The 20,239-nt window shown below is 73.3% G+C and carries 17 protein-coding genes; 7 read left to right on the forward strand and 10 right to left on the reverse strand.

Annotated features, from left to right (window positions below; genetic code table 11):
- Positions 1-7 precede the first annotated feature (7 nt).
- Both O7611_RS26970 and O7611_RS26975 read left to right on the forward strand, forming a co-directional pair.
- A complete protein-coding gene (locus O7611_RS26970; protein ID WP_269697784.1) occupies positions 8-1,984 on the forward strand; it encodes an ATP-binding protein in 1,977 nt (658 codons plus the stop codon).
- Positions 1,981-3,144 carry an acyl-CoA dehydrogenase family protein gene (locus tag O7611_RS26975; protein WP_262013423.1) on the forward strand — a complete coding sequence of 388 codons (1,164 nt, stop codon included), beginning with the start codon at positions 1,981-1,983 and terminating at the stop codon, positions 3,142-3,144. Before O7611_RS26970 ends, O7611_RS26975 begins: the two co-directional genes overlap by 4 nt.
- A 58-nt stretch (positions 3,145-3,202) precedes the next feature.
- Here the strand turns inward: O7611_RS26975 and O7611_RS26980 are convergent, their stop codons facing one another.
- Positions 3,203-4,981: an alpha/beta hydrolase gene (locus O7611_RS26980; protein WP_269697785.1), complete on the reverse strand. Its 1,779-nt coding sequence runs from the start codon at positions 4,979-4,981 to the stop codon at positions 3,203-3,205.
- Positions 4,982-5,216: 235 nt separating this feature from the next.
- Between O7611_RS26980 and O7611_RS26985 the strand changes: the two genes are divergently transcribed.
- On the forward strand, positions 5,217-5,681 hold the full coding sequence (locus tag O7611_RS26985) for a hypothetical protein (RefSeq protein WP_194801982.1): 465 nt from the start codon (positions 5,217-5,219) through the stop codon (positions 5,679-5,681).
- Here O7611_RS26985 and O7611_RS26990 read toward each other — a convergent pair.
- From O7611_RS26990 to O7611_RS27020, 7 genes are all read right to left on the reverse strand, one after another.
- Positions 5,668-7,143 carry a serine/threonine-protein kinase gene (locus O7611_RS26990; protein WP_194801983.1) on the reverse strand — a complete coding sequence of 492 codons (1,476 nt, stop codon included), beginning with the start codon at positions 7,141-7,143 and terminating at the stop codon, positions 5,668-5,670. The two genes, O7611_RS26985 and O7611_RS26990, sit on opposite strands and share 14 nt — an antisense overlap.
- Positions 7,144-7,173: 30 nt before the next feature.
- Positions 7,174-7,632 (reverse strand): hypothetical protein, encoded by a 459-nt coding sequence (locus tag O7611_RS26995; protein WP_194801984.1) that lies wholly within the window; start codon positions 7,630-7,632, stop codon positions 7,174-7,176.
- Positions 7,633-7,765: 133 nt separating this feature from the next.
- On the reverse strand, positions 7,766-11,347 hold the full coding sequence (locus tag O7611_RS27000) for an adenylate/guanylate cyclase domain-containing protein (protein WP_194801985.1): 3,582 nt from the start codon (positions 11,345-11,347) through the stop codon (positions 7,766-7,768).
- On the reverse strand, positions 11,344-12,138 hold the full coding sequence (locus O7611_RS27005) for an MBL fold metallo-hydrolase (protein WP_370584982.1): 795 nt from the start codon (positions 12,136-12,138) through the stop codon (positions 11,344-11,346). The genes O7611_RS27000 and O7611_RS27005 overlap by 4 nt, the downstream gene beginning before the upstream one ends.
- 117 nt (positions 12,139-12,255) lie before the next feature.
- Positions 12,256-12,717, reverse strand: coding sequence for a RidA family protein (locus tag O7611_RS27010; protein ID WP_135242382.1), 462 nt, complete (start codon positions 12,715-12,717; stop codon positions 12,256-12,258).
- 5 nt (positions 12,718-12,722) lie between these two features.
- On the reverse strand, positions 12,723-12,878 hold the full coding sequence (locus O7611_RS27015) for a DUF4177 domain-containing protein (RefSeq protein ID WP_013289021.1): 156 nt from the start codon (positions 12,876-12,878) through the stop codon (positions 12,723-12,725).
- A gap of 62 nt (positions 12,879-12,940) precedes the next feature.
- Positions 12,941-13,381 (reverse strand): hypothetical protein, encoded by a 441-nt coding sequence (locus O7611_RS27020; RefSeq protein WP_194801986.1) that lies wholly within the window; start codon positions 13,379-13,381, stop codon positions 12,941-12,943.
- A 336-nt stretch (positions 13,382-13,717) separates the two neighbouring features.
- Here O7611_RS27020 and O7611_RS27025 point away from each other — a divergent pair, with 336 nt between their 5' ends.
- Genes O7611_RS27025 through O7611_RS27035 form a run of 3 tightly spaced genes read left to right on the forward strand, consistent with a single transcriptional unit; the run spans position 13,718 to position 16,529 of the window.
- On the forward strand, positions 13,718-14,302 hold the full coding sequence (locus tag O7611_RS27025; RefSeq protein WP_194801987.1) for an Rv0361 family membrane protein: 585 nt from the start codon (positions 13,718-13,720) through the stop codon (positions 14,300-14,302).
- A 49-nt stretch (positions 14,303-14,351) separates the two neighbouring features.
- Positions 14,352-15,326, forward strand: coding sequence for an ArsA family ATPase (locus O7611_RS27030; RefSeq protein WP_194801988.1), 975 nt, complete (start codon positions 14,352-14,354; stop codon positions 15,324-15,326).
- A gap of 54 nt (positions 15,327-15,380) precedes the next feature.
- Entirely contained in the window at positions 15,381-16,529 is a 1,149-nt protein-coding gene (locus tag O7611_RS27035) for an ArsA family ATPase (protein WP_194801989.1), read from the forward strand.
- Between the two features lie 9 nt (positions 16,530-16,538).
- On the opposite strand, the gene O7611_RS27040 is transcribed toward O7611_RS27035, so the two are convergent.
- On the reverse strand, positions 16,539-16,859 hold the full coding sequence (locus O7611_RS27040; RefSeq protein WP_043327856.1) for a WhiB family transcriptional regulator: 321 nt from the start codon (positions 16,857-16,859) through the stop codon (positions 16,539-16,541).
- A 403-nt stretch (positions 16,860-17,262) separates the two neighbouring features.
- Here O7611_RS27040 and O7611_RS27045 point away from each other — a divergent pair, with 403 nt between their 5' ends.
- Positions 17,263-19,707, forward strand: a complete 2,445-nt coding sequence (locus O7611_RS27045) for a transglycosylase domain-containing protein (RefSeq protein WP_194801990.1) — start codon at positions 17,263-17,265, stop codon at positions 19,705-19,707.
- A gap of 74 nt (positions 19,708-19,781) precedes the next feature.
- Here O7611_RS27045 and O7611_RS27050 read toward each other — a convergent pair whose 3' ends face one another.
- A complete protein-coding gene (locus tag O7611_RS27050) occupies positions 19,782-20,237 on the reverse strand; it encodes a GatB/YqeY domain-containing protein (RefSeq protein WP_194801991.1) in 456 nt (151 codons plus the stop codon).
- Positions 20,238-20,239: the final 2 nt, after the last annotated feature.

Genomic DNA, 20,239 nt, shown 5'->3' on the forward strand with positions numbered 1-20,239 from the left:
AGCGCCAATGATCACGAAGCTTCTGGTTGCGAACCGGGGCGAGATCGCCCGCCGGGTCTTCGCCACCTGCCGCGCCCTCGGCGTGGCCACCGTCGCCGTGCACTCCGACGCGGACGCCGACGCGCCGTTCGTCGCGGACGCCGACCAGGCCGTCCGGCTGCCGGGCAACACGCCGGCCGAGACGTACCTGCGCATCGACGCCATCCTGGACGCGGCCCGGCGTTCCGGCGCGGACGCCGTCCACCCCGGCTACGGGTTCCTGGCCGAGAACGCCGAGTTCGCGGCGGCGGTGACCGACGCGGGCCTGACCTGGATCGGTCCGTCGGCCAAGGCGATCGCGGCGATGGGCGACAAGATGGCCGCCAAGGCGCTGCTCGCCGACGCGGGCGTGCCGATGCTACCCACCTGGACCGACCCGGCCGAGGTCACCGCCTTCCCGGTGCTGGTCAAGGCCGCTGCCGGTGGCGGCGGCCGGGGCATGCGGATCGTCCGCGACGCCGCCGGCCTGGCCGAGGCCGTCGCGGGCGCGCGCCGCGAGGCGGCTGCGGCGTTCGGCGACGGCACCGTCTTCATCGAGCGGTACGTGGAACGCGGCCGCCACGTCGAGGTGCAGATCTTCGGCGACACCCACGGCACGGTGGTGGCGCTCGGGGTACGCGACTGCTCGATCCAGCGCCGCCACCAGAAGATCGTCGAGGAGGCACCCGGTGTGCTGCCCGACGACGTGCGGGCGGCGCTGCACGAGGCGGCGGTGGCGGCCGGGCGCGCAGTCGACTACGTCGGCGCGGGCACCGTGGAGTTCCTGCTCGCGCCGGACGGTCAGGTGCACTTCCTGGAGATGAACACCCGCCTCCAGGTGGAGCACCCGGTCACCGAGCTGACCACCGGGCTGGACCTGGTGCGGCTGCAACTGCTCGTCGCCGAGGGCGAGCCGCTGCCGGTCACCACCACGCCGCCGGCCGACGGTCACGCCATCGAGGTACGGCTGTGCGCCGAGGACCCGGCTCAGGGTTTCCGTCCGGCCACCGGCACGCTGCACCGGTTCGCGATCCCCGGGGTCGCCGCCGAGTTCGGCCCGGCCCGCGGGCTGCGCCTGGACTCGGGTGTGGTGGACGGCTCGACGGTGAGCGTGCACTACGACTCGATGCTGGCGAAGCTCATCGCCTGGGCGCCCACCCGCACCGAGGCGGCCCGCGCGCTCGCCGGCGCGCTGGCCCGCGCCGAACTGCACGGCGTGGCCACCAACCGGGACCTGCTGGTCCGTGTGCTGCGCAGTCCGGAGTTCGCCGCGGTGGACGTGGACACCGGCTTCCTGGACCGGCACCCGGAGGTGTTCGCGCCGCTGCTGCCTGCCGAGCAGCTTCCGGTCGCGGCGCTGGCCGCCGCGCTGGCCGGGGCCGCCGCGCGCCGGGCCGCCGCCCCGGTGCTGGCCGGGCTGCCGTCGGGTTGGCGCAACGTGCCGTCCTTCCCGCAGGTCACCCGCTTCACCGGCCCGGGCGACGAGGAGCTCGAGGTCCGGTACCGGCTCGACCGCACCGGCGGGCTCGCCGAATGGTCGGTGTCGTCGTCCGACGCCACCCCGGCCGTGACGGCCGTCGACGCCACCCCGGACCGGGTGGTGCTCGACGTGGACGGGGTGCGGCGGGCGTTCCGCGTACACCGGGCGGGCTCGTCGGTCTTCGTGGACGGCCCGGACGGGGCGGCGAGCCTCACCGAGCTGCCCCGCCTGCCCCTGCCCACCGCGGAGCTGGCGGCCGGGTCGCTGCTCGCGCCGCTGCCCGGCGCGGTGACCCGGGTGCACGTCGAGGTCGGTCAGCGGGTCGCCGCCGGTGACCTGCTGCTGACGCTGGAAGCGATGAAGCTCGAACATCCCGTGCTCGCCCCCGCCGACGGCGTGGTGACGGAGCTGCCGGTGCCGGCCGGCGGCCAGGTCGAGACGGGTGCCGTACTTGCCGTGGTGGACCCCGAGGAGGACCCGCAGTGAACTTCGACCTGACCCCCGAGCAGGACCAGCTCCGCGACGCCGTACGGGCGTTGGGCCGCAAGTACGGCCACTCCTACTTCGTCGAGAAGGCCAAGTCCGGCGGGCACACCGACGAGCTGTGGCACGAGGCCGGCCGGCTCGGCTACCTGGGCGTGAACATCCCCACCGAGTACGGCGGCGGGGGCGGCGGCATCACCGAGCTGGCGCTGGTGTGCGAGGAGCTGGCCGCGACCGGCTGCCCGCTGCTGCTCCTGGTGGTCTCCCCCGCCATCGCGGCCACGATCATCAACAAGCACGGTACGGAGGAGCAGCGCAAGAAGCACCTCCCCGGCCTCGCCGACGGCTCCCAGAAGATCGTCTTCGCGATCACCGAGCCGGACGCCGGTTCGAACTTCCACCGCCTCGCCACAGTGGCCCGGCGCGACGGCGACGACTGGCTGCTCAGCGGCCGGAAGATCTACATCTCCGGGGTGGACGAGGCCGGCCACGTGCTCGTGGTGGCACGTACCGAGGACGCGTCCACCGGGAAGCTGAAGCCGGCGCTGTTCATCGTGCCGACCGACGCGCCCGGCCTGGAGAAGTCCAAGCTGGACATGGAGATCCTGTCGCCGGAGAACCAGTTCCTGCTCTTCCTCGACGACGTCCGGCTCCCCGCCGACGCGCTCGTCGGTGAGTCGCTCGACGCCGGGCTGCCCGCGCTGTTCGCCGGGCTCAACCCGGAGCGCATCACCGTCGCCGCGATGGGCGCCGGCACCGGCCGGTACGCGATCGAGAAGGCCAGCGACTACACGTCCACCCGCAAGGTGTGGGGCGGGCGTTCGATCGGCTCGCACCAGGGTGTGGCGCACCCGCTGGCGCACGCCGCAGTGCAGGTCGAGCTGGCCCGGCTGATGATCCACAAGGCGGCCACGCTCTACGACGCGGGCCGCGACCTGGAGGCCGGCATCTCCGGCAACATGGCCAAGTACGCGGCGGGCGAGGCCGCCGCGCTCGCTGTCGACACCGCCGTCCAGGCGCTCGGCGGGGCCGGCATGACCACCGAGTACGGCGTGGCGACGCTGCTCGGCGCGGTACGCGCGGGCCGGATCGCCCCGGTCAGCCGGGAGATGATCCTCAACTTCGTCGCCCAGCACGTCCTCGGCCAGGACAAGTCCTACTGACCGAGGTGGGCCCGGGGTACGGCGGGTGCCCGATCACCCGCCGTACCCCGGGGGTCCGTCAGCGGACGGTCAGCGTGCCGACCGCCGGACGCGGCGTCGCCACCGGCGGCAGCCGCTTCGGCTCACCCCGGCTCGGCTCGCCCGCCCGGGCCAGCTCGCTCTTCGACGCGTCCGCCCGGCCGGCCGCCGCGTCCTCCTGGAACGGCTGCGCGTCACCGACGCAGAGCGTGCCCTTGGCCGGCAGCTTCCCGGTGAGCAGGTACGCGTCGATCCGGCCGGTCACGCACGCCGAGGTGCCGTACGCGGTGTGGCCCCAGCTGTCGCTGCTCAGCAGGCGGCTGTTCGGCAGCAGCTCGGCCGAGCTGACCGCACCCTGGTAGTTGGTCGCCGGGTCCCAGTAGTTGCCGACGACGAGCACCGGAGCGGCGGTGACCCGGTTGAACGGCCCGGTCCAGGCGTCCTCGTCCCGCACCGTCCAGGTGTTGCGGGCGCAGGGCGAGGTGCCCCAGGCCCACGCGCGCCCGAAGTACGGCGCCCGCTTGTCCTCCTTCGCCGACAGCGCCGGCCAGGCGTCGGCGCTCTTCGGGTGGTACGCGTCGGTGCAGTCGACGGTCAGGAACGTCTCCAGCCCGTTGTCGTACGGGAAGTCGTACCCCCGCTGTTGCCGTGCCTGCGCGGCGCGGGCGGCGAGCGCCGTGCGGGCCGACGCGGTGGCGGCCTTGCCGGCGGCCGGATCGGTGGCGGCCAGGAGCTGCACGGTGATGTCGACGACCGACTGCCAGCCGTACGGATCGTAGAGCGCGCCGAGCGTGGCACCGACGAAGTCGGCGTAGCTGACCGTGAAGGAGCCGAAGTCCGGATCCTCGATCACCACCGGCTTCTTGCGGAGTCGCTTCGCCACCGTGTCGTACGCGGCCAGCGGATTGCCGGTGGCGGCCAGCTCGCACTTCTCGGCGCCGGCCTTGCCGCACCGGACGAGGATCTCCCGCAGCGCCCGGTACGCGCCGTCGGCGCTGCGCAGCCGCGTCTCCTGGAGCTGGTTGCGGGCGCTGCCCTGGCCGACCCAGGCGTTCGGGTCGAGCACGCCGTCAACGACGAGCGCGCGGAAGCGGTCCGGGAACATGTTCGCGTAGTACTGGCCCAGCGCGGTGCCGTAGCTGAACCCGAGGTAGCTGAGCAACTTGTCGCCGACGGCCCGGCGCAACACGTCCATGTCGCGGGCCACCTCGGCGGTGGAGGCCGCGCCGGTGAGCGGCTTGCCGGTGGTGGAGCACGCCTTGCCGACCGCCTTGGACGCGGCGACGTACGCCTTCTCCTCCGCCTTGGTCCACGGGAACGCGACGTTCAACCCGGCGTACGCCCGGGTCTGGTCCTTCACCGAGCGGAAGCACTTGATGTTCTCGCTGGCCTCGACGCCACGCGGGTCGACGCCGACGATGTCGAAGCGGTCGAGCAGGTCGTCGCCGAGGAAGTAGGGCGCGGCGAGCGCGATGCTCGTGCCGGAGCCACCCGGGCCACCCGGGTTGAGGAAGAGGCTGCCGACCTTGCGCTGCTGGTCGCGGGCCTTGACCCGGAGCAGTGCGACCTCGGTGGTGGCGCCCTTCGGGTTGTCGTAGTCCAGCGGGAGCCGGACCGTGGCGCACTCGGCGTAGTCGTAGCAGGCGTACCAGTCGAGCTTCGGCGTCGGCACGCGGTCCACCCGGCGTGCCTCGGCGGCGGTGGTCCGGTCGTGCGCGGGTGGTTGCGGAGTCGCCGCCGCGGCGGGCGCGACGGCCGGTCCGGCGAGGAGGACGCCGGCGATCCCGGTTGCGGCCAGGGATCGGATTGCACGGGGCATGAGGCTGCCTTCCGTCGGGGAACAGTTCCGTCGAGGAGACCTCGACCCCCGTCACTGTAGGGATCGACGCCCACGTTAGTGGCCCCCAAACATGGATCGATACGGCAAACAACCAGATGATGTAACGATTTTTTCTCGATCGTCGCTACCTGCGACTCCGAAGTGGAGCCTCAATGACGGGAAGCTGTCTCATCCCGCCGGTTGACAGGTGGACGCGCTGGGCCATGCTTGTCGGGTGAGATCGTTCCCGAAGCCCGATGCGCGGGCGAAGGCCGTCGTCGCGTCCCTGGCGACGGTGGCGGCGGTGGTGACCCTCGCCGTGTGGCGTCCGCCCGGCATCCTGTCGGTCGTGCTGGCCCTGGTCTGCGTGCTGCTCGCCATGATCACGGGAGTGACGATCACCGCCGCGCGTCAGCCCGGCGGCACCGGCGGGTCCGCCCCGCAGGCCGAGACCTGGCCGGTCCCCCACCAGGGGTACGGAGTGGACGCCGACACGCTGGAGGCGATCGATCCGCGCGCGGTGCGGAACCTGCGCACCCCGGCGGGTCAGCCGATCGACGCGGACACGCTGGAGACGCTGGACCCGCGCGTGGTACGCGGCATGCGTGCGCCGACGGCGGTGGACGCCGACACGCTGGAGACGCTCGACCCGCGGTCGGTGCGGCAGAGCCGGACCGTGAACGGGCTCAGCGACCGGTGAGCGTGGGACCGGCGAGCGCGTTGACGCCCCGGCCGGCCAGACAGCGGTAGGTGCGGTCCGCCTCGGCCTCCGGCGGCAGCACCTCCAGGTTCCACCCGCTCGCCGACTTGCCGCCGCTGACCAGCCGGAACGTGTCGGCGTTGCACACCCTGCCGACGGCCGGGTCGGCCGCGACCGTCTCGTGCCGGGCCCCGGCGAGCGCGGCCGGCAGGTCACCGGCGGCGTAGGTCTCCCAGGTGTGCTGGCCGTCGCACGGCACCCGGCTCGCCTCGGCCCGGTCGCGGCGCAGCCGTACCGGACCGAAGCACTCCAGTTCCGTCGCGCAGCGCGCCCCGGCGGGCAGCCGCACGTCGGCGGACGCGCATCCCGGTACCGGCGCCACCCCGGCCACCCCGCTGGCCGTCGGCGTCGGCGAGGCGGCCGGAGCGTGGCCGCCGGCCACCCAGCCACCGCCGGCCGAGGCCGCAAGCGCCAGCACGCCGGCACCGCCGAGGAACCAGCGTTTGGGCCAGCGCCGGCCACGCGAGGCCACCGTCGGGTGGTCGTCGTCCGCGGGCGGTCGCGGGTTCGGCCCACCGGTGCGGTGGAACCGGTCGCCGATGCCGTCGTCGTACCGGCCGCCGGTCGCCGGGGCGCCGTCGAGCGGCAGCGAGGCGAGCAGGCCGCGCAGCTCGACCGCCGAGGGCCGCGCGCCCGGGTCGTTCGACATGCCCAGCCGGAGTACGTCGATCAGCTCGCCGGGCACACCGGGCAGACCCGGGATCGGCTGCTGGAACATCTCCAGCACGGTCACCAGACTCGGGTTGCGTTCGGAGTGCCAGCGCGGCGGACGGCCGTACATCAGCGCGTAGAGCGTGGCGCACAGCGAGTAGACGTCGACGGCAGGCGTGGGCGGGCTGTGGTTGAACGTCTCCGGCGGCGCGTACGCCGGGGTGAGCGCCTCCAGCATCACCGAGGAGTCGCGGAACTCGGCGAGCACCGCCAGGCCGAAGTCGGCCAGGACCGCCGAGTTGAACTCGGAGTGCAGGATGTTCGCCGGCTTGACGTCGCGGTGCAGGACGCCCGCCGCGTGCGAGTGCGCCAGCGCGTCGGCGATCTTCACGCCGAGGTCGCGGGTCTCCGCCGGACCCAGCGGGGAGGTGCGCATCCGCTCGGCGTACGAGCCGTCGCACAGCTCCATGATGAGGTAGGGGTGCTGGTCGACGGTGACCCCGACGTCGAACAGGTCGACCACGTGCGGGTGCGACGACATCCGCCCGGCCGCACGGGCCTCGCGCAGGAAGCGGGCCTGGTCGCGTTCGCTGTCCAGTGTGCGGTTCTCGATCTTGACCGCGACCTCGCGTCCCACCGAGATCTGGGTGGCCCGGTAGATGGTGGCGTAGCCGCCCCGGGCGAACACCTGCAGATCGGTCAGACCGGGCACGATGGGCAGCCGCAGGGCGCCGGGCGGGGTCTCGGTCACGACTCGAAAATACCCAACGATCCGGACCCGTCAGCGCGCCGCGTCGGTGGCCGGCGCCGGCTCCGGCGCGGACACGGCACCGGCGGGAGCCGCCCGGCGTGCGTCCCACCACAGGCCGGCTGCCGTGGCGAGCGCGCCCAGGCCCTCCCACGCGGCGACCGCGAAGAAGCGGTCCGGCGCGACGTCGGAGAGCACCGCGATGGTGAACACGGTGAAGGTGACCAGGCGGAACCACACGGTGAACCGGTAGAACGGCCGCCACTCGGTGGCGACGGCGAGCAGGTAGTAGACCCCCATGTTGAACGAGGCCATCGAGGACGCGGTGAGGAACGTGCCGGTGTAGTCGCCCGGAGCGCGCTCGGCCGGCACCTCGAAGCCGAGCAGGCGCAGCTGCGTCTCCGGCCAGATCAGACCGAGCGCGCCGAGCAGCAGCGCGAGGAGCCCGAAGACCGCGATCGTCCAGCCGGCGCCCGAGCGCGGCAGCCTCATCGTTCCTCCCCAGCATGAGCGCCGGTGACGCGGGCGCGCACCGGGAGGCCACAGTCGATCCACGACTGTGGCCGCCCCACGCTAACCGGCTCCACCGACGAACACATCCCCGGAACCGTCAGAACACGGGCGATCAGCCGCTGGAGAGGCGCACCCGCAAGGCGTCCGCGACGATCCGCTCACTGCGCTGCTCGGTGACGTACGCGAGGCGTACCGCCTCCTCCGCGTGCGTCAGCGCCTCGGCCCGCCGACCGCAGGCGTCAAGCGCCTCGGCCAGCACGAGCAGCGCCACCACCTGGCTGCGGACGTCCTCCGCCGGGGCGGTGATGGACCGCTGCGCCCAGTCGAGCGCCTGTTCGCGCTGGCCGTGTGCGAGCAGCGCGGCGGCGTACCGGGCCATCGTCTGCCGCCGGGAGAACAGCAGCGAGGGCGCGTTCGCCGCGCCGGTCGCCACCGGGGCGAGCAGCCCCACGGCGGTGCCCGGGTCACCCGCCGCGAGGCGGGCCATGGCGAGCAGCACCCGCGGCGCGACCTGGGCCGGCGCCTGCGGGTTGTGCGGCTCCACCCGGGTCAGCACCGACCGCGCCTCCCGCTCGGCGGTCTCGTGGTCGCCCATGTCCAGCGCCACGAAGCCGCGCAGCGTGCCGGCCATGCCGGTGAGCAGCGGGTGGGTGGTGCGGTCGGCGTACTCCAGCGCGTCGGTGAACAGGTCGGCCGCGTGTTCCGGCTCGCCCAGCCCGCGCGCCACCACCCCGCGCACCACGAGCGCGAAGCCCTGCCCCCAGTCGTCGCCCACCTCGGCGAAGTCCCGGTACGCACGCCGCGCCGCCCGGTCCGCCTCGGCCAGGTCGCCGAGCTCGGCGGTGGCGTACGCCTCGACCGCGCGCAGCGTCCCCACCGCCCACGCCTCGCCGACCCGCTCGCCGAACGGCAGGAACACCCGGGCCATCCGGCACGCCTCCCGCAGCCGGCCGGCGAGCAGCCGGGCGAACGCGGTGGTGCCGCGCAGCCAGGCCCGCCCGTACGGGTCCTTCAGCTCGGCGAAGAGCCGGGCGGCGCGGCCGAGCACCGCGTCGGTGCCGGCGAAGTCGCCCCGGGTGGTGGTCACCCAGGCCAGGTTCTGCAACGACCACGCCTGCCCGCGGAGATCCCGCGCGGCGAGACTGACCTGGTAGGACGCGGCCAGCCGGCTGCTCGCCTGCCCGAGCCGGCCGGCGATGAAGTCGGCCATGCCGAGCCGCCGCATCGCCGAGGCCCGCAGCGTGGGCAGGTCGGCGTCGGTCGCCACCTGCAACGCCTCCTGCCAGTTGCACTCGGCCCGCTCGGCGTCACCGAGGGTCTGCTGGGCCTGCCCGGCGAGCAGCAGCGCGGCGGTACGGGTGGCCGGGTCGCCGGTGTTCGCGGCGATCTTCTCGGCGAAGGCCAGCGCGTCGGCCGGGCGACCGACCTGGAGCAGCGCCCGGGCGTGCACCACCCGGTCGGCCGCGGGCACCCCGTCGCGGGCCAGCTCGGCCGCGCGTTCGGCGTACTCGACGGCGAGAGCCGGCTCCCCCGACCGCAGCGACCGGCGGGCGGCCCGGCCCAGCGCGGCCACGCCCAGCGGGGTGACCGCCCGGGCCGGCGCGTCCGGGCGCAGCTTGACCGCGTCGGCGAGCGCGGTGGCCCGCTCCACGTGCTCGGCGACGAAGTCGTCCCGGGCGGCCTCGGTGAACGCGCCACCGGGTGCGCCGCCGGTCTCGTCGACGCTCTCCGGCGCGGCCCAGCGGGCCAGCGCCGCGTGCCGCTCGGCCAGCTCGGCCTTGCTCACCCCGGCGTACGCGGCCTCCCGCATCAGCGGGGTGGCGAAGGCGAACCCGCTGCGGGTGCGGTGCAGCATGCGCCGTTGCAGCAGTTCCTCCACCGCCCGGTCCAGCTCGACGGCGGCCACCGCGGCGGGCCGCCCGTCCTGCCCGACCCGCTGCTCCCGCAGCGCCTCCAGCGCCCCCGCCGGCACGGTGTCGCCCACCACCGCGGCGTCCCGCAACGCCGAACGGGCGTTGGGCGGCAGCGCGTCGATACGCGCCGCGAGCACCGCGGCCAGGTCCCGGGAGAGCAGCCGGCTGCCGAGCGAGCCGGGGGCGAGCCGCCAGCCGACGTCGGAGCCCCGGCCCGGCCCGGCGGTGAGCGCACCGCGCTCCATCAGCAGCGTGACCAGTTCGGCCAGATAGAACGGGTTGCCCTGCGCGGTGGCGAGCAGCCGGTCCGCGTCGGTCTGCGGCATCCGGCCACCGGACAGGTAGCTGGTGAGCAGCCGGGACGCGTCAGCGCCGCGCAGCGGTGGCAGCGCGTGCACCTCGGCGTCCGCGACGCGGGTCAGCGCACCGGCGGTCCGTACCAGCTCGGGGCGGCCGAGCAGCAGCACCAGCACCGGCCCGCTGAGCCGGTTGAGGGTCAGCGCCAGCGCCTTGAGCGTCTCGGCGGTGGCGTCGTGCAGGTCGTCCACCACGATCACCAGCGGCGCCTCACCGGCGAGCGCGCTGAGCAGGTCCGCCACGGCGGTGGGCACCGCCTCGTCGTCGGGCGGGGGTCCGGCCGCGTTCCACTCGCCGTTCTCGCTGGCGGGCGGGAGTTCGGCGTACCCGAGCAGGGCCAGGAGCTGATCCACGGCGATCGGCGGCGGGTCGCCGGGGAGCCGGGACAGGCGCTGGCCGAGGCGGCGCAGCCGCTCCTCGACGGCCGGCCGGGTGACCGCGGTGGCCGCGTCGCCGGGCAGGCCGACTGCGGCCCGGACCAGGTCGGCCAGCGGGGCCAGCCGGCGCCGTTCGCCGAACGCCGCGCAGCGCACCGAGAGGACGCGGGCGCCGGTGTGCGCCGCGTACCGCCCGGCGCCGACGTCGTAGCCGGCGGCGAGGCGTTCCACCTCGGCCGCGAACCGGGACTTGCCGATCCCCGCCTCGGCGGTCATCAGCAGCACCCGGGGCTCGCCCCTGTCGATCACCTCGGCGAGCCGGCCGGCGACCCGGCCGATCTCGGTCTCCCGGCCCACGAACGGCGCCTCGTCACCGAGGCCGGACCGGGTGCCGGGCGCGTCGAGCAGGCCCAGCAGCTCGTACGCCTCGACCGGTTCCCGCTTGCCCTTGAGCCGCAGCGGGCGCAGCGCCCGCCAGGAGGCGACGTGCCGGGTGGCGGCGGAGGTGCGCGCCCCGGCGTAGACCGCGCCGACGGCGGCGGCGTCGGCCAGCCGGGCGGCGGTGTTCACCGTGTCGCCGATGACCGTGTACTCGATCGCCGCCTGGATGCCCGCGATCACGTCCCCGGTGTTGAGGCCGACGCGCAGGCCCAGCGGCGCGCCGCCGCCGCGCTCGTCGTCGAGCACCCGCCGCACCGCGCGCTGCATGGACAGCGCGGCGCGGACCGCCCGCTCGGCGTCGTCCTCGTGCGCCACGGGCGCGCCGAAGACCGCCATGATGCCGTCGCCGGTGAGCTTGTCGACGTGCCCGCCGAACGTCTTGACCGCACCCGCGAGGGCGGCCAGCACCCGGTCGGTGACCGCGCCGACCCGTTCCGGGTCAAGGTCCTCCGACCAGGAGGTGAAGTCGGACAGGTCGCCGAAGAGCACAGTCACCACGCGGCGCTCGGCGGCGGGCAGGGTGGCAGCGGCCGGGAGCGCCGCCCCGCAGTTGTGGCAGAACCGCGCCCCGGGCACGGCTACGGTTCCGCACACCGGGCAGGTCACGGCTGCTCCACTCCGAGGTGTTCGAGCTGGGCCCGGACCGACCACTCGGCGGCCCACCACAGCGACCTGTCGACGTCGGCGTAGACCACTGCGACCACCTCGGCGGCGGTGGTGGCGCCCGCGGCGACTGCGGCACGCACCTGGTCCAGCCGGGCCCGCCGGTGGGCCAGGTAGAAGTCGGCCGCCACACCGCAGTCGGCGAGCGCCGGGCCGTGGCCCGGCAGCGCCGGGATCCCCCGGTACGCGGAGAGCAGCTCCAGGCTCGACAGATAGTCGCCGAGGTGCCCGTCCGGGTGGGCGACCACTGTGGTGCCCCGGCCGAGGATGGTGTCACCGGTCAGCACCACGTGCTCGCCGTCGTGTGCGGCGACCAGGCAGACCGAGTCGGCGGTGTGCCCGGGGGTGGGCAGCAGGCGCAGGTCCAGCCCCACGTCGATGGTGGTGTCGGCGGTGAGCGGCTCGCCTCCGGCGGTGTGCGCCGGGTCGGCGGCGAGCACCGGTACGCCGTCGAGCAGCTCGCGCAACCGGGGCGCGCCCTCGGTGTGGTCGGCGTGCCCGTGCGTGATCAGCACGCATCCGATGCGTCCCTGCGCCGCGATCGCGGCCAGGTGCCCCTCGTCGGCGGGCCCCGGGTCGACCACGACGGCGGGCGCGTCCGGCCCGGCCCGCAGCACCCAGGTGTTGGTCCCGTCGAGCGTCATCGGCCCCGGGTTCGGCGCACGCAGCAGCGTCACCCACCCCGGCAGCCCGTCCGCAAGCGCCCCCGCCGCACCGGCCATACGCCCACCCATGGCTGCGATCGTACGACTCCGCCCGCCGCTCCCCGCGATCTTGCAGTTCCGGCCCGAGCTTTGTCCCCGTCTGGGGCTTCTGCCGGGGCCACAACCGCAAGATCGCGGGCTTCAGCGTTACGCGACCTCGACGATGACCTCTACCTCTACCGGGGCGTCTAGGGGGAGCTCGGCCACGCCGACGGCGCTGCGGGCGTGACGGCCGGCCTCGCCGAACACGGCGCCGAACAGGTCGGAGGCACCGTTGATCACGCCGGGCTGGCCGGTGAAGCCGGGTGCGCTGGCCACGAAGCCGGTCAGCTTCACCACCTTCACCACGTTCTCCAGCCCGACCAGCGCGTCGATCGCGGCGAGCGCGTTCAGCGCGCACCGCTCCGCCAGGTCCTTGGCCTGCTCGGCCGAGACGCCGTTGCCGACCTTGCCGGTGGCGAGCAGCTTGCCCTCGGCCATCGGCAGCTGGCCCGACACGTAGACGTGCTGCCCGGACTGAACGGCCGGCACGTAGCTGGCCACCGGCGGCACCACCTCGGGCAGTTCGAGGCCGAGCTCGGCGAGCTTCGCGTGGGGTCCGTTGCTCATCGGGGTCAGCCCTTCGGACGCTTCAGGTACGCGACGAGCTGCTCCGGGTTCGGGCCGGGGACCACGGAGACCAGTTCCCAGCCGTCCTCGCCCCAGTTGTCGAGGATCTGCTTGGTCGCGTGGACCAGCAGCGGCACCGTGGCGTATTCCCACTTCTGCATCGGAGGAGGGCTCCCTTGCCTGACTTGGACTTCGGTCAGGCACAGCCTACGGTCCGCCGCGGTCACCAGGACGCGGGACGCGGCTCCGGTGCCGGTGGCGGCTCGCCGCACGGGCCCTCGTGCTCGAAGCGCTGCGGGCACCGGCTGCGGTCGGGCAGCAGTAGGTCGCAGAAGACCCGGTGCCTGTTGTTCTGGTCGTCGGCGGTGGAGACGGTGGTCTCGCCCGCGTCCAGCTCCACCAGGAAGCCCAGCGAGGTGGCCACGGTGCCGGCGAGCGCGGTGGCCGCGTCCAGGTCGGGTACCCGGACCTGGAGGTGGATGACGTAGCCGGGCTCGTCCTCGTCCCGCCCCTTCCCGCCGGATCGGGGCAGCGTCCGGACCGCCTCGGCCGGCGGGCCGTAGGAGCGCTCGTTGAACGGCGCACCCGGCACCTCGGCCTCACCCGGCCGTCCGGCCCGGTCACCGGGGAACTGGCCTCGGGGACTGTTCTCCGCGTCACGCATCCGTCGCCTCCGGGCGTCGTACCTGTTCAACAAACACCGCCATCCGGCTCGGAGCCGTCCCCGGCCCGGCTCTCCGCGTCGGGGACGAACGTAGATCCTGCGACAAGTCCCGGCAACGGGACGCGCACTCCTCGTCACCTCCAGTCACATTTGCGACACAAGGGTGGTCGGGAACGCGCTAGCCGTGTCCGCCCGGCGGGGCGCGTACGCGGGGCTGGCAAGCGCACCGCCGACCGATACCCTTCCGGACTGGACGCGCGCCGACGCGCGCCCGCACACCTCGACCCGTGCCCGTCGCCTGGGGCGGCGACGGGAGCCGCAACCCGGGGGAGACAGATGACCCAACCGCCCGCCGGTGGCGACACCGGCACGCCCGGCGACCCGAATCCGCAACCGCCGCCCGCCGGCGGCGCGCCGCCGGGATCCGCACCCGCACCCGCAGCCGGTCCGCCGCCGTACCCGTCCGACACCCCGCCGCGAAAGCGACCGGCGGTGCTGATCGTCTCGCTGGTGCTGGCCGCCGCGGTCCTGCTCTGCGGCGGTGGGGGCACTGCCGCGTTCCTCGCGTTACGCAACAGCGAGGACGGCCAGGGCGCGAAAGAACCGCAGGTAGCCGTGGACGGCTTCCTCAAGGCCGTCTACCAGGAGCGCGACTCCGAGAAGGCGGCCGCGTTCGTCTGCTCGGCGGCCCGTGACGACGAGAAGATCGCCGCCAAGGTCACCGAGGTACGGGAGTACGTCGCCCAGTACCAGAACCCCCGTTTCCGCTGGCCCACCCCGACGGTCGACAACCAGACCGGGGACCGGGCAACCGTGTCCGCGCGGGTGACCATGACCACCGCCGACGAGAAGGTCGCCGAGCAGGCGCTGCGTTTCACAGTGGTGCGGAAGACGGGTTGGTGGGTCTGCGAGGTCGGCTGATCCCGCCGGCCGGACAGGGCTGGTCCCAACGGCTGGTTAGGCTCGACGGGTGGCAGCTAGTGAGCAGCCGGCCGAGTCCGCCGGCAGATGGCCGGCCCGCCTGCACGTGGTGACCGGCAAGGGCGGCACCGGAAAGACCAGCGTGGCCGCCGCGCTGGCCCTCGGCCTGGCCGCCGGGGGCTGGCGCACCCTGCTGGTCGAGGTGGAGGGCCGGCAGGGCATCGCCCAGCTCTTCGGCACCGACCCGCTGCCGTACGAGGAACGGCACCTCGCCGACGCGCCCGGCGGCGGTGAGGTGCGGGCGTTGGCGGTGGACGCCGAGGAGGCGCTCCTCGAATACCTGGACATGTTCTACAAGCTCGGCGCGGCCGGCCGGGCGCTGCGCAAGCTCGGCGCGATCGACTTCGCCACCACGATCGCGCCGGGCCTGCGCGACGTGCTGCTCACCGGCAAGGTCAAGGAGGCGACCACCCGCACCAGCGGGTCGCGCCGGACGTACGACGCGGTGGTGCTGGACGCGCCGCCGACCGGGCGGATCGGCCGCTTCCTGAACGTGACGGCGGAGACCGCCCGGCTGGCGAAGGTCGGCCCGATCAAGACCCAGAGCGAGGGTGTCTCCGCGCTGCTCCGGTCCCCGATGACCGCTGTGCACGTGGTCACGCTGCTGGAGGAGATGCCGGTCCAGGAGACGCTCGACGCGGTCGCGGAGCTGACCCAGCTCGGTTTCCCGGTCGGCCGCGTGATCGTCAACGGCGTCCGCCCGCCGGTGCCGGCCGGACGCGCGGTGACGGCGGCCGAGCTGAAGCGCGGGCTGGCCGCCGCCGGCCTGCCGGCCGACGGCCCGACCGTGGCCGGGCTCGTCGAGGAGGCACGTGACCAGCAGGTACGCCGTGAGCTGGAGGACTCCCTGCGGGGTGACCTGGTGGATCTGGGCCTGCCTCTGGTCGAGTTGCCGCTGCTGCCCGAGGGGGTCGACCGGGCCGGGCTGGAGACGCTCGCCGAGGCCCTCGTCCGGGCGGATTGACTCACACCTGCGGCCGGCACGGAGCAGAGAGGCCCTCGGGACCGATACGCTCGATTGGTGCCTTCCGAAGACGCGGCGCCTCCGCTTGACGTCGACCAGATCCTCGCCGACGACGGCGTACGGATCGTGGTCTGCTGCGGGGCGGGCGGCGTGGGCAAGACGACCACCGCCGCGGCGCTGGCGCTGCGGGCGGCCGAGCGGCACGGCCGGCGGACGGTGGTGCTCACCATCGACCCGGCCCGGCGGCTGGCCCAGTCGCTCGGCCTGACCGAACTGGACAACACACCCCGGCAGGTAAAGGGCATCGACGTCGAGGCCGGCGGCGGCGAACTGCACGCCATGATGCTCGACATGAAGCGCACGTTTGACGACGTGGTGCTCCAGCACACCGACCCGGCGAAGGCCGCGGAGATCTTCGCGAACCCCTTCTACCAGGCCATGAGTTCCACCTTCGCCGGCACGCAGGAATACATGGCGATGGAGAAGCTGGGCCAGTTGCACGCCCGGGGCGAGTGGGACCTGATCGTGGTGGACACGCCGCCGTCGCGGTCCGCGCTCGACTTCCTGGACGCACCGGCCCGGCTGTCCCGGTTCCTCGACGGCCGGATGCTGCGGCTGCTGCTGGCTCCGGCACGCAGCGGCGGGCGGAGCATGTTCAGCCTGGTCACCGCCAGCTTCGGGATGTTCTCCAAGGTGGTGCAGAAGGTGATCGGCGCCCAGCTGCTCACCGACCTGTCCGGCTTCGTTGCCGCCCTCGACTCGATGTTCGGCGGGTTCCGGCAGCGCGCCGAGCAGACGTACCGGATCCTGCAGGCCCGGGAGACGGCGTTCCTGCTGGTCGCGACGCCGGAGCCGGACGCGGTCCGGGAGGCCGCCTACTTCGCCGGCCGCCTGCGTGAGGAGCGGATGCCGCTGGCCGGGCTGGTACTCAACCGGGTGCACCGGCCGGCCGCGGACCTGTCCGCGGCGGAGAGCCTGGCCGCCGCGGAGCGGCTGGCCGGCGTGGGTGGGCACGAGGGCACCGTCGAGGTGTTGCGCGCGCACGCCGCGCTGGCTCAGCAGGCGGTACGCGAGGAGCAGGTGGCGGCCCGGTTCACCGAGGCGTTCCCGGCGGTGCCGGCGGTGTCGGTGACGGCGCAACCCGCCGACGTGCACGACGTCGACGGGCTGCGGACGATCGGCGAGGCGATCAGCCGGAGCTGACGGGTGCGGTCAGGTGGCCGTGGTGACCAGGACCTTGTCCTTGCCGGCCTTCTCCTTGGCGTTCTTCTTCATGGCCGCCTCGAACATCTTGCGCCAGCTGGTGACCTGCGGGTGACGGCGCAGCAACGCCCGGCGCTCGCGCTCGGTCATGCCACCCCACACGCCGAACTCGATCCGGTTGTCGAGCGCGTCGGCCAGGCACTCGTACCGAACTGGGCAGCTCCGGCAGATCCTCTTCGCCACGTTCTGCTCGGCGCCCTGTACGAACAACGCGTCCGGGTCTCCGTTCTGACACGCCGCCAGTGACGGCCAGTCAGTGATCATGCCCATCTGTACACGTCCCCCCTTGCAGTACCTACCGACTTCGCGCGAGCAGCCGTCGTACATCCCCCCGGTCGTTCGCCCCGGCCTCCCCAGGGCGGCACGAACGACTCATGGCTGCGGTCGCCGCCACCATCATGCTGTGTAGTCGCCCGATTACGCAACGTTGTCGGCGAAATCCATCATTCCGGACACTCCCGGCTTCCCGGGCTTTCGCCCCGCGACTACCCCGCCCGACTACGTGAAAACGCTGCGCCGCTCCCGGAGTTCGGCGAGACTTCCGCCGGATCCCACGCAACCTCGGACCAGGGCTCGTGCGTTTAGCACAACGAGGCCGGCGCGTGCAGGAAATGGGGAAAGTTCCCCGCGCGCCCGCCATTCCCTACTCGCGTACCCTGTCGAGGTGACCTGGATGCGGAAACGTGACCACAACGTGCTGACCAACGCCGCATCGCTGCTGATCTGCGGCCTGTTGGCCGGAGTGGTGGTCGCTGCGGCGGCCTTCCCCGTGGCGGCGATGTCGGGCCTGGCCGCGAAGGCGGGGGCGGAGACGTTCGAGGCGCTGCCCAAGGAGCTGACAGTCGCCCGGGCGCCGCAGATCACCAAGCTGCTCGCGGCCGACGGCAAGACCGTGCTGGCCACGATGTACGACGAGAACCGCAAGGACGTCAAGTTCGAGGACATCTCGCCGTACATGAAGAAGGCCATCATCGCGGCCGAGGACCACGACTTCTACAAGCACAACGGCGTGGACATCAACGGTGTGGCGCGCGCCTTCGTCAACAACCAGGCCGCCGGCTCGTCCCGGCAAGGAGCGTCGACGCTCACCATGCAGTACGTCCGGCTGGCCATCTCCTACTCGGCCACGCACCCGGCCGACGTGGTCGCCGCGACCGAGGACACCAGCGGTCGCAAGCTGCGCGAGATGAGCCTGGCGCTCCAGGTCGACAAGGAGCTCTCCAAGGACGAGATCCTCCGGCGCTACCTGAACATCGCCGCGTTCGGCAACGGCGCGTACGGCATCTGGGCGGCCAGCCAGGTCTACTTCAACAAGCCGCCGAGCAAGCTCGACATCCAGGAGTCGGCGATGCTCGCCGGCATGGTGAAGGCCCCCACCTCGTTCGACCCGACCACCAAGTCGGGCTACCCGGAGGCGGTCGGCCGGCGCGACTACGTCATCCAGAACATGGTGCAGATCGGCGCGATCACCCAGCAGGAGGCGGACGCCGCCAAGAAGATCAAGCTCGTGGTCAAGGGCAAGCGCACCCCGAACGGCTGCACCCAGACCACCACCCGCTCCTGGGGCTTCTTCTGCGACTACCTCTACCGCTGGTGGCTGCAGCAGGAGACGTTCGGCGCCACGTCGTACGACCGTGAGCGGCGGCTCAAGAGCGGCGGCTACACCATCATCTCCACCCTGGACGTCCAGGCCCAGAAGGGCGCCGACAAGGCCGTCCGCAACAAGCTCGGCGAGAGCAGCAAGGCGGCCCGCATGGTGGCCGCGGTCGAGCCGGGCACCGGCCGGGTGCGCGCCGTGGCGGTGAACCGGAACTTCAAGCTCGACGACCCGGCCGACCCGCAGAACAAGATCTCCAGCGACCCGGCCAAGGCCAAGAAGAAGATCCGCGGCAACTACCCCAACACGGTGAACCCGCTGGTCACCGGTGGTCCCGGCATCGCCGGCTACCAGGCCGGCTCGACCTTCAAGATCTTCACGCTGGTGGCCGCGCTGGAGAAGGGCTACCCGCTCAGCTACCCCATCAACGCGCAGCCGGTGTTCAAGTCGGACTACCCGGTCGAGTTCAACTCGCCCGCCGCCTGCCCGGGCACCAGCAAGTACTGCCCGAAGAACGCCAACCCGGCGATGGCCGGCATGCACAACATGTGGAGTGGCTTCGGCTACTCGGTCAACACCTTCTTCATCGACCTCCAGCAGCGGGTCGGCGCGGAGAACGTGGTGAAGGCCGCGCAGAAGCTCGGCATCACGTTCCGCTCGTCGAGCGACGCGCAGCTCGCCGCCAACCCGCACCAGTGGGGCGCGTTCAGCCTCGGCGTCTCCCAGACCACGCCGCTGGAGCTGGCGAACGCGTACGCCACGCTCGCCGCCGACGGCAAGTACTGCGAGCCGATCCCGGTGCAGGAGATCCGCGGCCCGGACGGCGAGAAGCTGGACGTCGCCAACCCGCGCTGCGAGCAGCGCGTCAGCACCGAGGTGGCCCGCGCCGCCGTGGACGCCGCGCGCTGCCCGGTCGGTGACCGCTCCTCCACCACCAAGTGCGGCCCCGCCACCGCCGGCAACGTCCGCAACATCGTCGACGCGCCGGTGGCCGGCAAGTCCGGCACCACCGACTCCGACCGCACCTCGGCCCTGGTCGCGATGACCAAGCAGTACGCGGTGGCCGGCATCATGGCTGACCCGGACTGGCCGCAGACCAACCAGAAGATGGGCCACGACGAGACGCCCCAGGGCATCAACCCGGCGGTCTACCAGACGCTGCGCGACGCCATGAAGGGCAAGGAGCGGAAGAACTTCACGCCGCCCAGCGGCAAGATCGTCCTGGGTGACCAGCGCTCCATCCCCGGCGTCAAGTGCGAGTCGATCGACACCGCGAAGTCCCGGCTGAAGGGTGCCGGCTTCGAGCCGGTGGTCTCCAGCAACAAGGTGCCGTCGGAGTGCCCGGCCGGCACCGCGGCCGGCACCAGCCCGGACGGGCGCACCATCAAGGGTGGCGTGGTGATGATCGAGGTTAGCTCCGGCCAGGGCACGGGCACCCCGGAGCAGGGCGGCACCGCGACACCGGACCGGCCGGGTGGGCCGGGCGGGGGTAACGGCAGACCGGGACGCCCGGGGAACTGATCCCGGACAGCAGACAGCGACGGCCACCTCCCCGGGAGGTGGCCGTCGTCGTTTCCGCGCTACCGGAGCCCGGGTCAGAGGCCGAGCTGGCGGCGTACCTCCGCGGCGACCCGACCACCCTCGGCCCGGCCGGCCACCGCGCCCTGGGCCGCCTTCATCGCCGGGCCCATCTGCGCCTTGCCGGTGAAGCCGCCCGCGGTGAGCGCCCCCGAGACCAGCTCGGCCAGCTCCTCGTCGGAGAGCTGCTTGGGCAGGTAGCGCTCCAGCACCTCACCCTCGGCGGTCTCCTTGCCGGCTTGCTCGGCGCGCCCGGCGTCGGCGAACGCCACCGCCGCCTCGCGGCGCTTCTTCGCCTCCTTGGTCAGCACGGCGAGCACCTCGTCGTCGCTGAGCTCGCGCTTTTCCCGGCCGGCGACCTCGGCGTTGCCCACGGCGGCCAGGGCCATCCGCAGCGTGGAGGTGGTCAGCTCGTCGCGCGCCTTGAGAGCGGCGCGCATGTCGGCGGTGAGACGGTCCTTCAGCGTGCTCATGG

It is taken from the genome of Micromonospora sp. WMMC273, from assembly GCF_027460285.1.
GTDB lineage: Bacteria > Actinomycetota > Actinomycetes > Mycobacteriales > Micromonosporaceae > Micromonospora > Micromonospora aurantiaca.

What these genes read in the sequence shown, in the direction of transcription:
- O7611_RS26970 (WP_269697784.1), top strand. Translation starts at nt 8, where the DNA reads ATGATCACGAAGCTTCTGGTTGCGAACCGGGGCGAGATCGCCCGCCGG.
- O7611_RS26980 (WP_269697785.1), bottom strand. Translation starts at nt 4,981, where the DNA reads ATGCCCCGTGCAATCCGATCCCTGGCCGCAACCGGGATCGCCGGCGTC.
- O7611_RS26995 (WP_194801984.1), bottom strand. Translation starts at nt 7,632, where the DNA reads ATGAGGCTGCCGCGCTCGGGCGCCGGCTGGACGATCGCGGTCTTCGGG.
- O7611_RS27005 (WP_370584982.1), bottom strand. Translation starts at nt 12,138, where the DNA reads ATGGGTGGGCGTATGGCCGGTGCGGCGGGGGCGCTTGCGGACGGGCTG.
- O7611_RS27010 (WP_135242382.1), bottom strand. Translation starts at nt 12,717, where the DNA reads ATGAGCAACGGACCCCACGCGAAGCTCGCCGAGCTCGGCCTCGAACTG.
- O7611_RS27015 (WP_013289021.1), bottom strand. Translation starts at nt 12,878, where the DNA reads ATGCAGAAGTGGGAATACGCCACGGTGCCGCTGCTGGTCCACGCGACC.
- O7611_RS27020 (WP_194801986.1), bottom strand. Translation starts at nt 13,381, where the DNA reads ATGCGTGACGCGGAGAACAGTCCCCGAGGCCAGTTCCCCGGTGACCGG.
- O7611_RS27025 (WP_194801987.1), top strand. Translation starts at nt 13,718, where the DNA reads ATGACCCAACCGCCCGCCGGTGGCGACACCGGCACGCCCGGCGACCCG.
- O7611_RS27040 (WP_043327856.1), bottom strand. Translation starts at nt 16,859, where the DNA reads ATGGGCATGATCACTGACTGGCCGTCACTGGCGGCGTGTCAGAACGGA.
- O7611_RS27045 (WP_194801990.1), top strand. Translation starts at nt 17,263, where the DNA reads ATGCGGAAACGTGACCACAACGTGCTGACCAACGCCGCATCGCTGCTG.
- O7611_RS27050 (WP_194801991.1), bottom strand. Translation starts at nt 20,237, where the DNA reads ATGAGCACGCTGAAGGACCGTCTCACCGCCGACATGCGCGCCGCTCTC.